This is a genomic window from Neobittarella massiliensis (ex Bilen et al. 2018) (genome assembly GCF_014269355.1).
GTDB classification, from domain to species: domain Bacteria; phylum Bacillota; class Clostridia; order Oscillospirales; family Ruminococcaceae; genus Neobittarella; species Neobittarella massiliensis.
In genome coordinates this window covers 1,350,365-1,366,529 of sequence record NZ_JACOGI010000001.1, presented here as the reverse complement: position 1 = coordinate 1,366,529, position 16,165 = coordinate 1,350,365, and the positions used below count along the sequence as shown (strand labels likewise).

General features: G+C 59.9%; 7 protein-coding genes. 4 read left to right on the top strand and 3 right to left on the bottom strand.

The annotated features are described in order from the left end of the window. Positions 1-115: 115 nt before the first annotated feature. The 3 genes from H8K20_RS06270 to pyk form a co-directional block, all read right to left on the bottom strand. Positions 116-1,159, bottom strand: coding sequence for a ribonucleotide-diphosphate reductase subunit beta (locus H8K20_RS06270; protein WP_186487804.1), 1,044 nt, complete (start codon positions 1,157-1,159; stop codon positions 116-118). 16 nt (positions 1,160-1,175) lie between these two features. Further along, the gene (locus tag H8K20_RS06265; RefSeq protein WP_186487803.1) at positions 1,176-3,692 is read right to left on the bottom strand and encodes a ribonucleoside-diphosphate reductase subunit alpha; all 2,517 of its coding nucleotides are present in this window, start codon (positions 3,690-3,692) and stop codon (positions 1,176-1,178) included. Positions 3,693-3,929: 237 nt separating this feature from the next. Continuing rightward, positions 3,930-5,678 carry a pyruvate kinase gene (gene pyk / locus H8K20_RS06260; protein WP_186487802.1) on the bottom strand — a complete coding sequence of 583 codons (1,749 nt, stop codon included), beginning with the start codon at positions 5,676-5,678 and terminating at the stop codon, positions 3,930-3,932. A 562-nt stretch (positions 5,679-6,240) separates the two neighbouring features. On the opposite strand from pyk, the gene H8K20_RS06255 reads away from it, so the two are divergent. From H8K20_RS06255 to H8K20_RS06240, 4 genes are all read left to right on the top strand, one after another. Further along, positions 6,241-7,032: a YczE/YyaS/YitT family protein gene (locus tag H8K20_RS06255; RefSeq protein ID WP_105204260.1), complete on the top strand. Its 792-nt coding sequence runs from the start codon at positions 6,241-6,243 to the stop codon at positions 7,030-7,032. A 537-nt stretch (positions 7,033-7,569) separates the two neighbouring features. Then, entirely contained in the window at positions 7,570-8,745 is a 1,176-nt protein-coding gene (locus H8K20_RS06250) for a phosphopentomutase (RefSeq protein WP_105204261.1), read from the top strand. A gap of 65 nt (positions 8,746-8,810) precedes the next feature. Next, the gene (locus tag H8K20_RS06245; RefSeq protein ID WP_129589387.1) at positions 8,811-9,479 is read left to right on the top strand and encodes a YczE/YyaS/YitT family protein; all 669 of its coding nucleotides are present in this window, start codon (positions 8,811-8,813) and stop codon (positions 9,477-9,479) included. 831 nt (positions 9,480-10,310) lie between these two features. Continuing rightward, positions 10,311-16,076: an isopeptide-forming domain-containing fimbrial protein gene (locus H8K20_RS06240; protein ID WP_186487801.1), complete on the top strand. Its 5,766-nt coding sequence runs from the start codon at positions 10,311-10,313 to the stop codon at positions 16,074-16,076. Positions 16,077-16,165: the final 89 nt, after the last annotated feature.

Sequence of the window (16,165 nt, the reverse complement as noted above, 5' to 3'; positions counted from 1 at the left end):
TGCAGAGCGACGGGCGGGAGATAAGAAAAAAGAGGGTCGGCACCGGGTAGGCGCTGACACCTCTTTTTTACTTTGGTGCCCTGCACATGTGCTGCAGCTGCTGTTGCGGCGGTATTTACAGGTCGTCGATGAGGGCGGTGCTTTTGGCGTAGGCAGTACTTTTGGCCTCGAAAAAGTCGGTCTTGACCATGTTGGCGCTCGCGTACTGACTGACCCAGACCATGCTGGCGGGCTCGTTCTCGCAGCCGGGAAAGAGCGGCTCGAAGCCCAGGCTGGTCCAGCGCAGATTGCCCAGGTAGCGTATATAATCGGTGAGCATATCGCGGGTGAGGCCGGGGATATCGTCGCCGATGACGTAGTGGCCCCAGGCGATCTCTTGCCGTACGCCCTCGAGCAGCATGTTTTTGAGGGCGGCGACCTGCGGCGGGGAAAAGAGGTCGGGCTCCTCTTTTTGCAGCTCGAGCAGGATGCTGCGAAACAGCCACAGGTGAGTGTTCTCGTCGCGGTTGATGTAGCGGATCTCCTGGGCGCTGCCGGGCATTTTGCCGTTGCGGGCCAGGTTGTAAAAAAACATGAAGCCGCTGTAGAAATAGATCCCCTCGAGGATGTAGTTGGCCATGAGCACCCGCAGCAGCGTGGGGGCGTCTTTTTTTTGCTGAAAGGCGTTATACTGCTCGCCGATAAAGGTGTTGCGCTGCAGCAGGTGCTGATCGGTCTTCCACTGATAGAGGATGTGGTTGCGCTGGTCGGGGCTGCAGATGCTGTCGAGCATATAGCTGTAGCTCTGGCTGTGCACACATTCCTGAAAGGCCTGGAGGGAGAGACAGAGCCCGACCTCGTTGGCGGTGATGTAGGCGCTGACGCTTGGCAGGTTGGCCGTTTGGATGGAGTCTAAAAAGACCAGAAAGCTGAGGATCTTGTCGTAGGCGGTGCGCTCGGCAGTGCTCAGCTGGGGATAGTCCTTGATATCCTGGGAGAGGCTGATCTCCTCGGGGACCCAGAAGTTGTTCATGGCTTGGCGGTACCAGTCGCTGACCCAGGTGTAGCGCAGATTATTGAAGTCGTTTAAGTTGGTGGTGTTGCCGCCGATCATGCGGCGGTGGCGGATGTCGGTATCACCGCCGGGATTAAAGAGCGGTTTTTTTACCAGTGTACGCATGAAAAGGTCACTCCTGTCAGGAAGAGCAGCTCTCGCAATCATTTACTTCCAGCGATCTGCTGCGGACGTAGTAGATGGTCTTGACGCCACATTCCCAGGCCTTGATATATAACCCGAGCACCTGGCGCATGGTGTAGTCGTTGGTGATATACAGGTTGACGCTCTGGGCCTGATCGATGTGGCGCTGCCGCACGCCGCAGGCGCGGACGGTATAGGTCTGGTCGATCTGGTGGGCGTTTTTGTAGTACCAGTAGGTGGCGGGGGAGAGCTCCGGCGCCACCCGCGGCAACATGTGGCCCTTTTTCTCCTCCAGGAAGAAGCGGCGCATCAGCGGGTCCAGCCCGGCGGTGGTGCCGGCGATGATGGAGGTGCTGGAGGTGGGGGCGACCGCCAGCAGATAGGCGTTGCGCATGCCCTGAGCGGCCACTTTTTGCGCCAGTGCCCGCCAGCTGGGGGAGGTGTATCCGCGCTTTTTAAAGTAGGCGCCGGTCTGCCAGTCGCTCCCCTCGAAGAGCGCATAGCGGCCCTTTTCGGCGGCCAGGTCGCTGCTGGCGGCTATGGCGGCGCGGTTTATGCGCTCGAACAGGTCGTCGGCGAATGCCAGGTGCTGCTCGCTCTCCCACTTGATCTTGCGCTTGGCCAGCATGTGGTGGTAGCCGCTGACGCCCAGGCCGATACTGCGGTACTTTTGGTTTGTGAGCTGGGCGTAGGGCAGGGGGTAGAAGTTGAGATCGATGACGTTGTCGAGGGCGCGCACCGCTGTTTTGACGACTTCGCGCAGATAGGCGTCGTCCTCGACGGGCAGATTGCCCAGCGAGAGGCTGGCCAGGTTACAGACCACGAATTCGCCGGGGCGGGTGGTGGTGACGACCATGGTGTCGCCGTCCTGGGTCTTTACCTGGGTGTGCACCGACTGGATGGGGGCCATGTTCTGGGCGATCTCGGTGCAGAGATTGGAGCAGTAGATCATGCCCTGATGGCCATTGGGATTGGCGCGGTTGACGATATCGCGGTTAAAGGCAAAAGGGGTGCCGGTCTCGACGGCAGAGCGCAGGATGAGGCGCACGATATCTTTGATGCGCATCGTCCGCTTGGTGAGGCGGGCGTCGCGCACACAGTCGAGATAGCGCTTTTCCCACTCCTCTCCCCAATAGTCCTCGAGGGCATAGCCCTTGACGGCGAGCACCTGGTGGGGGCACAGCAGGTGCCAGGGCTGATCGAGGTCCCCGCTGGCCAGACGCCAGAACAGATCGGGGTAGCAGACGGCGGGAAAGACGTCGTGGGCCTTCATGCGGTCGTCGCCGTTATTGGTGCGCAGCTGCAAGAACTCGGGCAGGTCTTTGTGCCACACGTCGAGGTAGACGGCGACCGCCCCCTGACGCACGCCCAGCTGGTCCACCGCCACGGCGGTGTCGTTTACCAGCTTGATCCAGCGGATGATCCCGCCGGCGGCGCCCTGAAAGCCGCGGATGCTGCTGCCGGTAGCCCGCACCTTGCCGAAGTAGAGCCCCATGCCACCGCCAAATTTGCTGACCTTGGCGAAGTTGTCGATGCTGCGGTAGATGCCGTCCAGGCTGTCGGGCACGGTGTCGATAAAGCAGCTGGACAGCTGGTGGTAGGGTTTGCGGGCGTTGGCCAGCGTGGGGGTGGCCATGGTGACTTCCATTTTGCTGAGCAGGTCGTAAAAGCGCTTTACCCAGCCCAGGCGGTCGCTGGTCTCGGCCATGGCCAGGTGCAGGGCGATGCCGAGAAACATCTCTTGCGGGGACTCGAGGGGGATATGGTCGTGGGTGGAGATGACGTACCGCTGCAGCAGCAGGTCGAGCCCGGAATAGGTGAACAGGTCGTCGCGCTCGGGACAAAGGAATGCGGCGGCGGCCTCCAGCTCAGGCGCGGTGTAGTGCTCGCTGATGTAGCGGCCGTAGAGCCCCTCCTCGGTGAGGTAGCGAACCTTTTGGGAGAAGGTGTGCAGGCCGCGCTTATCCATCTCGCGCGCGAGGCGCTGTGAGAATTGGTGGCGCAACAGCCGGGCGGCGATCATCTCCCACTGGGGGGCCTCTTTGGTGGTGAGCTCCACCGCCGCTTTGATGAGCGCCGTCAGGCGCTCATCTGCGGGCATATCCGCCTTGAGAAAGCTGGTGAATTTGATCTGCAGCGCCTGCAGGCTGTAGGCCTGCTCGGGAAAGTCGCGCTGGATCTTTTCCAGGCAGGGCAGCAGCTGGGGATCGCCGGCGGCAGTGGCGAGACTGGCGCGCAGATCGCGCAGTGCGGTGCGCTTTTGGCGGTAGAGGATGTAGCTTTTGGCCTGGGGGTAAAAGCCGCTCTCCATGAGTGCCTGCTCGACTTTATCCTGTATCTGCTCGACCGGGCGGTCGGCCCCTGGGCCCAGGAGGGCCTCGATTCGGGAAAGCAGGTCGTTTAGGACAGACGGCGGCGCCGGTTGGCCGGTGCTGACAAACACCTTTTGGATGGCGGCGGTGATCTTGCCGGGGGCGTAGGTCTGTTTTTGTCCGCTGCGCTTGATGATCTGCATGTGCTCTGACTCCTCTTACTGGCAGTGTTTTGATTAAAGTATACTAAAATAGTCGTGTTATGATTATAGGGGATATCCACTCAAATAGCAAGAGAAAATACATGCTGCGCGGCGATCTTTTGCGCGGCGGGGGCGGTAGTGCGGGAAGCGCGCAGACATAAAAAAGAGAGACGGCCCCAGGTGGGGCCGTCTCCTGCTGTATTGGCTATTTTATAACGGTGTGCCGGTGGGGCGCGCTCACTGCAGGCTGCTGGAGCAGACGATGCCTTTTTCGGCGTCGAGCTTGACGGTGGTGCCGCTCTTCAGCACGCGGGTGGCGCTGTGGGCGTCGATGATGACCGGGATATCCAGAGCGGCGCCCACCACGGCGGCGTAGCAGTCGTCGCTCTTGTCTTCGGTGATGATGCCGGAGGCCATTTTGAGCAGGTGGAGGATGCCGGCAGAGGCCGAGGGGATGACCAGGATATCGTCGGGGCGGAATTTTTGCAGCGCCTCCTCTTCGGTTTTGCACACACAGAGGTTGCCGACCACGCTGGATTTGCTGGTGCCGGCACCGGAGAGCAGCACATTGCCCACGATGTGCACCTTGAGCAGGTTGGTGGTGCCGGACTGGGAGAGAGGGGTGCCGGCGGTGATGACCACCAGGTCGCCATCGGCCAGCAGGCCCTCTTTTTTGGCCACCGACACGGCGTGCTCGAACAGCTCGTCGGTGGATTTACAGTCGTGCAGCAAGATGGGCTGCACGCCCCAGGACAGGCTCATCTGGCGGCAGACGCCGGGGTCGGTGGCGCAGCCGATGATGGGGTGGCCGGGCCGGTATTTGGAGACCATGCGCACGGTGGAGCCGGAGTTGGTGACCACGATGATAGCTTTGGCCTGCAGGTCGTAGGCGGAGGTGCAGGCGGCGTGGGAGATAGCATCGGTGATGTTGAGCTTATCGTCGATCTTGCGGGCCTTGAAGCGGCTGTCGTAGCGGATGTCGTGCTCGGCCCGGCGGGCGATGCGGGCCATGGTCTTGACGGCCTCTACCGGATAGAGACCGGCGGCGGTCTCGCCGGAGAGCATGATGGCGCTGGTGCCGTCGTAGATGGCGTTGGCCACGTCGGTGGCCTCGGCCCGGGTGGGGCGGGGATTTTGGATCATGGAGTCGAGCATTTGGGTGGCGGTGATGACCTGCTTGCCGGAGATGTAGCACTTTTTGATGAGCATTTTTTGCAGTACCGGGATCTCTTCCAGCGGGATCTCGACGCCCATGTCGCCGCGGGCGACCATGATGCCGTCGGACACGCGCAGGATCTCGTCGATGTTGCGCACGCCTTCGGCGTTCTCGATCTTGGAGATGATCTTGATGGTCTTGCAGTGGTTGCGGTCGAGCACCTTGCGGATGTCGAGCACATCTTCGGCGCAGCGCACGAAGGAGGCGGCGATAAAGTCGAACCCGGCGCCGATGCCGAACTCGATATCGGCGCGGTCTTTCTCGGACAGGTAGGGCATGCTGAGGCTGACGCCGGGCAGGTTGATGCCTTTGTGATCGCCCACCGGCCCCTCGTTGCAGACGGTGCAGACGATGTCGGTCTCGTCTACGCTGGCTACGGTGAGCTCGACTTTGCCGTCGTCGATGAGGATGGTGGTGCCCACCTGCACGTCGCGGGGGAGGTCTTTATAGGTGACCGAGACGATGTTCTCGTCCCCCTCTACCGGGCGGGTGGTGAGCACGAAAGTCTGCCCCTGATGCAGGGTGACCGGCCCGTTTTTAAAGGTGACGGTGCGCACCTCGGGGCCGCGGGTGTCGAGCATGGTGGCGATGGGCAGGCCCATCAGTTCCCGCAGGGAAAACAGCATATCCAGCCGCTTTTGGTGCTCCTCGTGGCTGCCGTGGGAGAAGTTGACCCGGGCCACGTCCATACCGGCTTTGAGCATCTCCTCCAGCACGTGGGGGCGGTCGGTAGCCGGACCCAGGGTGCAGACGATCTTAGTCTTTCTCATAGTGTGCGCTCCTTTTTTACTCGTTACTCGACAGATATATTGGATGCGGGCCCGGCGGCGGCGCGGGTACACCACTGGGCTTGACAATTGGACAGTTGGATAGTTCCTATTAAAAAAGGGACTGGTGCCCCAGTTTCCTCTGTATTATAGCATGACGGACAGGGGCAAAACAGCCGCATTTTGAAAATTTTAGGTGACCGGCCATGATTTGTTTTGTGCAACCTGTGAAAGGCGCTCACCTTTAGACGGGGTATCGGACAGGTATTTTGCAGGCTGCACGACGGCGGGTAGGGCAGTGGGGAGAGCTCTAGTCAGGCCGCACAAAAAAACACCCGTTTTTTGCCGAAAAACCGCCGGCCGATTCATTGACAAAGCGGCTTTAGATGGTATGATATTCAGTGAACGAGCGGGCGGCTGGCTCCGCGTGCCGACAGGCGGGGCGGGGCTGGTGGCGGCGCTTTGGGTCTGGGCCCGGCAGTTTTGCCGCGCGGGGGCCCGGTGAGGGAGAATGTGCGGGGCGGCAGGGCTTTGCCTGCGGCGTGAGGATGTGGGGGAACAGAGTATGTGGCGCAAGATCATAGACGATAAATTTGGCGGGCTCAGCGGTAAGGACATGGCGCTGAAAACGCTTTTGAGCATTACGGCCAACCTGCTCATTGCCATTGGCGTGGCGCTGTTCGTGCGCAGCCAGCTGGGATCGGACCCGATCTCGGTGTGGCTGGACGGGCTGGACCGCACGCTGCACTGCGGGCTGGGCAACGCCTCGATGATCAACAGCTCGATCACGCTGACGGTGTCGATCATCTTTGCCTTTAAGTTCATCAATGTGGGGACCATCGTCTCGACGGTGGGCTTTTCGCTGCTGCTGGGTTGGGTAGACCCCATCATCGGCCTTATCATCGGCGGCAACGATACGCTGCTGGTAAAGGGGATCATGATCGCCGTCGGCATGGTCGTTATGTGCATGGGCTGCGGGCTGAGCGTGGCGCTGCGCTTTGGTTTTTCGAGCACCGACTCTATTATTTTCCGCATTCTCGACTTTCACCCCACCTGGCAGTACCGTTACATGAAGATCACGGTGGACGGCTGCTTTATCGTGGCCGGTTTTCTGCTGGGCGGCATCGTGGGCGTGGGCACCGTGATCGGCTTTTTGTTCACCGGCCCAATGGTGAGCTTTTTCGTGCCGATCTGGGATAAGCTGGTGCTGCGGCCGCTGCACCTGGACCACCCCTTTAACCAGATGATGAGCGGCAAGAAAAAGAAAGAAGTGGAGAAAAAGACGCAGGAGGCCGAGATCGAGGCCTTTGAAGAGGTGCTGGAGGAGACCCGCCAGACCGAACAGGCGGACCGGTAGGCCCGGTGCGGGAGTCCACTTTAACATACTGGGACAGCAGCGGGGCCGGATATACAGGTCCGCGGCAAAAAGTACAGATACAGGACCGGGCGGGGCCAGAAGTGGCCGCCGCCCGGTTTTTTGCCTGCAGCCGACGGCGGGGGCGGCTATCGCCGTGGAGGTGGCCGAACAGAGTGCGGCGGTCAGCGGCGGCCGCGGGGGATGTGGAGACCGAGACGGCACACCGGCAGGGGCCTGCGGACCTGCCGGGTTCTGTGAACTGTGAGCTGTGAGCGGGAGGGCAGTGATAGACTGGAGAGCGATGCCTGGAGCTGTTACCAGCGCTGGTTTGTCTGCCTGGGGCGGGGCGTTTTGAGTGGCTTGGGACGGGGTGAGACAGCCGCGGAGCACAGGGGAGTTAGCTTTTGCTATTTGTGCGCCGGCGGCGCACAAAAAATGCCGGCGCACCGCAGGATCTGCTTGTACATCTACAGGATCCGTGTTACAATAATACTGCATATACATGTGCGTCAATCTCTATATAAAGGAGTCTTTTTTATGGCTAAAAGAGCATTCATGATCGTTTTAGACAGCTTTGGCATCGGCGCTGAGCCGGACGCTGACAAGTTCGGTGATGTGGGCAGCAATACGCTGGGCGCGATCGCCAAATCGGACAAGTTCGATACCCCTAACCTGCAGAAGATGGGCTTTTTCAACATCGAGGGCGTGACCTGCGGCGAGAAGGCCGCTGCGCCTATCGCCAGCTTTGCCCGCCTGCAGGAGAGATCTAACGGCAAGGACACCACCATCGGCCACTGGGAGATCGCCGGCGTGTCGTCGGCCAAGGCGCTGCCGACCTACCCCAACGGTTTTCCCCGCGAGATCCTGGACAAATTTGAGGCCGCTACCGGCCGCAAGGTACTGTGCAACCTGCCCTACTCGGGCACCAAGGTGCTGGACGATTACGGCAAGCAGCACCTGGAGACCGGCGACCTGATCGTGTATACCTCGGCGGACAGCGTGTTCCAGATCGCCGCCCACGAGGACCTGGTACCGGTGGAGAAGCTGTACGAGTACTGCGAGATCGCCAGAAATATCCTCACCGGCGACCACGCGGTGGGCCGCGTCATCGCCAGACCGTTCGTGGGCGAGCCGGGGAACTTTACCCGTACCTCCCGCCGGCACGACTACTCCATCAAGCCCCCCCGCAAGACGGTGCTGGACTACGCCAAAGAGGCCGGACTGGAGACTATTGCCGTGGGCAAGATCAACGATATCTACGACGGGCAGGGGATCACCGACACCACTCGCTCGGTCTCGAATAACGACGGCATGGAGAAATTCACCGCGCTGCTGGACCGGGATTTTAACGGTATCGCTTTCCTCAACCTGGTGGACTTTGACATGGTGTACGGCCACCGCCGCAACATTGACGGGTACGCCCAGGCAGCTACCGATTTTGACCGCGGCCTGACGGCGTTTTTGCCCAAGATGAAAGAGGACGACATTCTGATCATCACCGCCGACCACGGCTGTGACCCCTCTTACACCAAGCACACCGACCACACCCGCGAGTACGTGCCGATGATCATTTATGGCGCGCACATCAAGGGCGGGGTGGACCTGGGCACCGAGCCCACCTTTGCCACCATCGCCGCCACTGTGGCCGATTATCTGGGCGTTGACGCCCCCGACATCGAGGGCGAGAGCGTACTGCCCAAAGTGCTGAAATAGGCCCCTTAGGCCGTACTACCCGGTGAGCGGGCGGACAAAATAAGAGGAGTTTGGAGTTAACCGCAATGAGCGACAGAATGAAAGACATCATCCGGCGCACGCTGGTCATGCTGCCGGATATCCCGGTGATGGCGCTGGGGGTGGCGATGTACACCTTTGCCAACCTGGGCGGCGACCCGTTTACCAGCTTTCAGCAGGGCATCAGCCTGCGCACCGGCATCCCCATGGGGTATTCCTCCATGGCCTGCAACATCGGTATTTTGATCATCTTTTTGTTTATCAACCGCAAGATGATCCACGTGGGCTCTATCGTGTTCTCGTTTGGACTGGGGCCGTTCATCAACCTGTGGCTGGCGCTGTTTGAGAAGATCTTCCCCAACGGGCTGGAGGGCAATCCGGTCGTGCGCTACCTGTTCCCGATCATCGGCACGCTGGTGATCATCGTGACGCTGGCTTACTATCTGCCCATCGACCTGGGCATCCAGGCGCTGGACATGATCGCTATCACCATCGGCGAAAAGCTGCTGCACAAGACTTATGGCTGGGGTCTGTACATCACCTACGGGGTGATGTTCGTCATCGCCATCCTCATGGGCGCACCCTGGGGCTTTGGCACGCTGGTGGCCACCTTCTGTGTGGGTAAAGGGGTGGACATCGTCCGCCCGCGTATAGCGCCCACTATTCAGAAGTGGTGTGGGATAAAACCCGCCGCGAGCACAGCTGAAAACAGCTGAGCGCGGTTGAAAAAACGACCAAATCAAGTAGAGCTCTGCCCGGACGTATGTGCCGGGCAGAGCTTTTTTGTGTGGGCAAATAATGGCGGTGCGGACAGGAGCTGGGGCGCAGCCGGGCTGGGGCGGCAGTAAGGGCTGAGGAAGACCCGGGGCGCTGCGAGACGGGAGACCTTTATAAAAAGAGAGCAGATGATATTTAAAAACGGCCTAGACGGATGGGCCGCGGTGCAGTGGTGCAGTGGCCCGGGGGAGATGAGACCGAGTCAGGTGCACAAAAGTGATGCTTCATTTTATATACGTAGGGGACTGAATGGCGCCGGCAGCTTCAAATAGCGGAGCTGTGCAGGGGGGACAGACGCAGATAAAAATGACAGCCAGCAGGGCGGCGTTTTGGTGCGGTGGATTGTGCGGTGACCTGATAGAGACGGCGGACCACAGAGGAGGGGCGCCTTGTCTGTGTGCTGGTTTTGGGCTGGTTTTGGGCTGATTTTGGACTGGTTTTATGCTGGTCTCGTGTGGGACGCGTGCTGACTGTGCGCCGGCTGCCTATTGACTGTGTGCAGACTGCGGGCTGGTAAAAACCGATGTAGTCACAATAGAATAGATAAAATGAATGGATTTTTGTTAAAACTTGACATTTTTAGTCATAGTGCTAAACTGTATACAAGTAAATTATGGGTTTTCGTTCATAATACCAATTACAAATCAGTGCGAGATTTTTGGCTGACCTGCATAGTGCAGGTCAGCTTTTTTGCATTTATTGACCAAAATAGATCTGTGAACGAAAACCCATAGATTGTCAGTATAGACAAAAAATGAGGAGTGGACAAAATGAAAAAACGGACTCTGTCACTGTTGATGACGCTGTCTTTGGTGCTCTCTCTTTTTGTGCCGCTAGTACCGGTGACTGCCTGGGCAGCCGACAGCGGGACTGTGGGCACAGCGGAGGACGTGCCGGAGGGATATGAGCCGCCCCAGTATGAGCGGGGAGCGATCAACCTGAACGGCTACTACACGGTGGGCAGCGACGGCAAGCTGTCGCAAAAGCTGGAGTGGAGCTTTCCATTTGAAAACCCGGAGCGGCCAGGTCAGGGGATGCCCGACCCGACCCGACTATATTCCTACCAGCTGTGGCAGAGCAAACAGAGCACTGACGGCAGCTGGACGACCTGGGCTACTCGTTCTACAGTGGATATTGATGACACCAACTCGACGGTACGGGTGCTCAACATTTACCTGGATACTGGAAATAATTTGAAAGGCTGGATGGAGACGGTGGATGCCACCACTGGCCAAAAAATTGGCCGGGGGATCATCCAGGTAGACGAAATCAGTATCACCAACTTTAATGTCGATCCCGAAAAGACTTTGCGGGACGGCAGTGGTGCCTATAAATATGACGTGTTGATGTTCGGTACAGCTGACAGCAATAATGGCAGAGGCTTGAGTGGCAATGCGCCAACAGCTGTAGCTGATTTTTTGCGCGCTGGCGGAGGTGTCCTATTTGGACACGATACTGTTCTTTATCAGAGCGGATTTGAGCTCTTTGGCGGCCAGGAATTCTTGGATTTCCGCGGAAAAAATGACATCTATATAGGCTCCACTGCGCAGAGTGGGATGATCAATGTCAAGGTCACCAACACGGGTTTTTTGACCAGTAGGCCCTGGGACTTGGAGGGACGGACCCTCGTTGTACCGACATGTCATACACTGGGTCAGCTAGTGGGTGGTGCTGATGCCAACGGTACGCCCCGCAACACGGTGTGGATGCAGTTTGCCGATTACGGCGGCTTGGTAGAGCCGAATTCGACCGAAGAAACGGGGAATTTTTACCTGGTGACCCGCAACAATACAGCCATGATACAGACCGGCCATTCCGGTGGCAGAGCCACCGAGGACGAGATGAAAGTCATCGCCAACACCCTGATCTACCTGGCCCAGACCACCTCGACCAACGAGACCAAAGATATCTCGTTTACAGATGATGCGGCGCCGGACAAGCCCCAGGGAGAGGTGACGGCCATCGCACCCAATTCGGGGCTGACCGGGTATTCGGCACGGGTGACGCTGAGCGGTTCGAGCGACAACGGCACAAACTACGCCTACCGTGTAAAGGGGCTGCCGCAAAATACCTCTTCTGATGCGGAGTACGTGGCGAAGTGGTCCTCTGCTAGCGAAGACAGGCAGGATGCCTTTCAGCAGACAGCGCTGTCGGGACTGAAGGGATACATCGTCACCGGGGTGGACCAGAGCGGTGCGGCGGCTGCCAAACCGGCAGTGGCGGGAAGCGACCTGCTCAGGGCATCTAACGCCGGCGACAAGGTGACTTATGACACCGGGGAACTGGTGCCGGGCAAGACCTATTACATGCATGCTTTTGCGGTGGACTGGTCGGGCAATGTGAGCGAGGACCTGCTTTTAAAGATCGATGTGAGCGCGCGGCAGGTGAATTTTTACCGCAATGACGGCAGTGACGAAAAGACCAGTACCCTGCTCACCAGCGAGGGGAGACCGGTCGGGTTTACTGATAGTCTCTCGCGCGCGGGCTATGCGTTTGGCGGCTGGTATGAGAGCGCCGATGGCAGTGGCGAGGTGGTGACCCGCGAGACCGTGTTCCCCCTGATGCCCGAAAAAGAGGCGGTAGAGCTGTACGCCAAATGGATAAAGACCTGGCAGGTGACGCTGGGACAGCGGGGTGAAGGGACCGTGACGGCCCAGACGGCCGCGGGGCAGAGCAGCCCCTTTTTAGTGGGCAGTGACGTGGCTGTACAGTGGCAGCCGGCCCCGGGTTACCACGTAAAAGGGGTATGGCTGGACGACCGACTGCTGACGCCGGACGACAGCGGGCAGCTGACGATCGCCGCTATCGACGCCGACCACCATGTGTTGGTGGAATTTGAGCGGGATGCCGCCGCGGAAGAAAAAGTGTACTACCGTGTGGACACGATGCTCATTGGCGGCGGCAGCGCCAGCAGTATCACCCCCAGCGCACGGCTGGCGAAAGACAGCCCGCAGACGGAAGATTATCGGGTGAGCTGGAAGGTGGCCCCCGGCTATTTTGTAAAAGCGGTGCGGGTAGATGGCGCCAGCCGCCCCGACCTGCAAGCGAAAAGCAGCGTGACTTTTGACAAGGTGGCGAGCGACCACCGGGTTGAGATCGAACTGGCAAAGGAAAATGAGGCGCCGAGCGCCTACCGCGTGACCACGGAACTGGTCGGTGGGCCGGGGAGCATCACTCCATCGGCGTGGGTACCGGCGGGCGGAACATATGCGGTAAAGACCGTGCTGGGGGACAGCAAGAACTACACCGTCAGATCGGTGACGGTATACGACGCCCAGGGAGACCGAGTGGACAGCTTTGCCGTGGATGCCGCTGCCGGCAGTGCAGACCTCACCGATATCGGCCAGGACTACCGGGTAGTGGTGCAGCTGAGCGGCAAGGAGCAGACCGGTGTAGTCACCATACCGGAGGATGAGCTGATCCGCGTGGACACCTCGAAAGAGGGGGGCGGCAGTATATCGGAATCTAAGGTGGTCAAGAAAGGGGAGGACTATACGGTAGAGTGGTCGGCCCAGGAGGGGTGGACCGTTTTGGATGTGACGGTGGACAGCACCAGAACCTATTACCCCGAAACGGGGACTGCTCGCCGAGCCGCTTACCGCAGTGCCCGCAGCAGTGGGAGCATCGTTATCGGCACCCCGGGCGAATACCCCTTTGAGCAGATACAGGAGGACCACACCATCCACGTGACTTTTGTAAAGGCCAAATACGAGGCCCCGGCGGGGACCTTCAGCGTGCAGACGGCCATTACCGGTGACTGCGGGGCGACCATCACCGCCGGCAACGGCGCTTTGGACCCCGGCAGCGATTACCCGGTGAGCTGGACGGTGCCGAAGGACTACCGGGTGGTGGGCGTGTTGGTAAACGGGACGGCGCGGGACGATCTGCTGAAGGCCGGCAGCTTTACCATTACAAATATCGACCAGAATTACCTGGTGGAGGTGGCGCTGGAAAAGGACGACGGCACCGAACCAGAGAAAAAAGAGATATACACAGTGTCTACTGCGGTATACGGGCTGACAGACGCCGCGATGGCCAACATGACCCCCACCACCATCGTGCAAAAAGGGGCAGATCACAGTGTGCACTGGACGGCGCCCAGCGGTCACCGGGTGGAAAAGATCGTGATCGACGGGGTAGAGAGTGCGGCAACGGCGGCCAACTTCCCCAACATTGGCCGGGACCACACGGTAGAGGTGTATTTTGCCGCCGACAGCGGTGCACAGCCGGACCTGCACCGGGTATCGGCACAAATCGTCGGCGGGTTGGGGACCGTTACTGCCGGCGGTACTGTGGCCGACGGAGACAGCTTTACAGTGCGCTGGGAACCGGCCCCAGGCTACCACCTGGCCAGCGTGATCGTGGATGGACAGGTGCGCGATGACCTTCTGGGCGCCGACAGCCACACGCTGGAAAACATAACCGCCGACCACACGGTCGGGGTAGTGTTTGCCAAGGACGGAGAGAGCCAGGGGCCGAAGCACCCGGAGGACGGCAGCTTTGTGGTGGAGACCGCACAGACGGGGGCCGGGAGCATTACCCCCAGCACGACGGTAAAGGAGGGAGACGACCACACAGTGACATGGCAGCCGGCGGATGGCTGGCATGTAAAAGAAGTGCGGGTGGACGGATTGATACAGCCCGATCTGCCGGGCAAGACTGAATTTTTGACGATTGGCGCCGACCACAAGGTGGAGGTGATATTTGCGCGGGACGACGCGGGGAGCGAGCCGGAGAGCGGCGAAAAGTACCGCGTAGATACAGCTATCGACCGGGTGAAAGGCACGATAACCGGCTCGGCGGTGCTGGAACGCGGCAGCGACTACAAGGTGCAGTGGCAGGCGGCCGAGGGCTATGAGGTGTACCGGGTGACGGTGGACGGCAAGGAATACCCCGATCACCGGGGCAAGACGGCGGGCAGCCACGCTTTTGCCGATATCAAGCAGGACCACCAGGTGGTAGTGGAGTTCGTGCGGGTGGACACGGTACAGCCGGAGCTGGGAAAAGGTGTGGTGAATGGAGACCGCAGCGACGGCAACGAGACCGGAGACCGGCTGACCTATACGCTTACGGCCAAAAACAACCAGCAGAATTCACTGTGGAAAGACGTGGTGATGAAAGACCGCATACCCAGGGGGATGACGCTGGACACCGACACGATCTACCTGTCGAAAAACGGGGAGGAGGCGGTGCAGGTAGACGGTTCGTGCTATGATGAGAGCAGCCGGCTGCTGTGTGTGCCGATCGGCTCGCTGCTGGGCGGCGACACCTATGTGCTGACCTTTGAGGTGCTCATCAACCAAGTGTCTATTGAGCCCGGGGCCACAGAGGGGCGGGACCTTTCGAACACCGCCCAGGCTGCGGGCAGCAACGGCAGCGCCACCTCTCCCACGGTGACCCCGAATGGAGACGACAGCGCCAAGCCGATCGCCTACCCCAACGGGCACCTGACCAAGACCGCGGCAGACCTGACCGACAGCGGCGGCAAGGTGCAGATCGGCGACCGGATACGGTATGTGCTGCGGGCTGAAAATAGCCGCGACGGCTCGGTATGGACCGGTGTGGCGATCACAGACACGCTGCCCCAGGGGTTGGATATCGACCTGGACAGTATTTACCTGACAGGCCCTGACGGCAGCAGAAAAATGCTGGACGGCGGGGCGTACAACACCGATGACCGCACGCTGACAGTGTTTGTGGGCGATATTTACGGCGGCGAACGGTATGAACTGGCGTTTGAGGTGACGGTGACGGCCGACGCCTTGACCGGCGATATCGGCAATACCGGTAAGGCCTATGGCGGCCGACCCGCCGCGGACGGCGAACCGGGCCACTGGGGGGATGCAGAGGAGTACCCCTATGAGCCGGGCGATACGCTGAGGCCGGGCGAGTGGCCGATAGAGACAGATGAGCTTGCCGCCAGCGACAAGGTGTACCCTGGGGACGAGCAGGTATTGCCGGCCGACCCTGAACCGATACTGGATAAGACGGTGGAGCAGCCGGGGCGGCCCGATGGGGACACGCACCTGGGTGATACGCTGATATATACCGTGACTTTGGAGAACCCCACCAGCTACTCGACCTGGCGAGACGTCTCGATCTTTGATTATTTGCCGGCGGGTCTGGATCTGGACAGGGGGAGCATGTGCCTGACCTACCCGGACGGCCACACCGAAAAGGTGCCGGCTGACTGTTACGATATCTGGGAGCGGACGATCGAAGTGCAGGTCCCGCTGCTGCGCGCCGGAGAAAAATACACCTTGACCTACAAGACGACGGTGTATGACCCCGGCGACGCCGAGATGCAGGAGAGGGGAGAGCTGGTGAATACCGCCGAGGCGGTGGGGACCGACCCGGATGGACAGCGAAGCGATACCGGCCCCACGGCCAGTGCCTCTGTGCGCTACCCGGTAGACGCCCAAAAAGGGGTAGATACCGGTGACGCCGGGTGGCAGGCAGCGATTTTGTGGGCGGCTGTTGCCGCTGGTGCGGTGTTCTTTTGGATAGCTGCACGCCGAAAAGAGCGCGAGAACTAAGTATTAAGTAGGAAACAGATCTTTACTGACTGAAGAGCGGGGAGAGCGGGTGCTCTCTCCGCTCTTTTTGGGCTCTCTGTCGGGGCGGC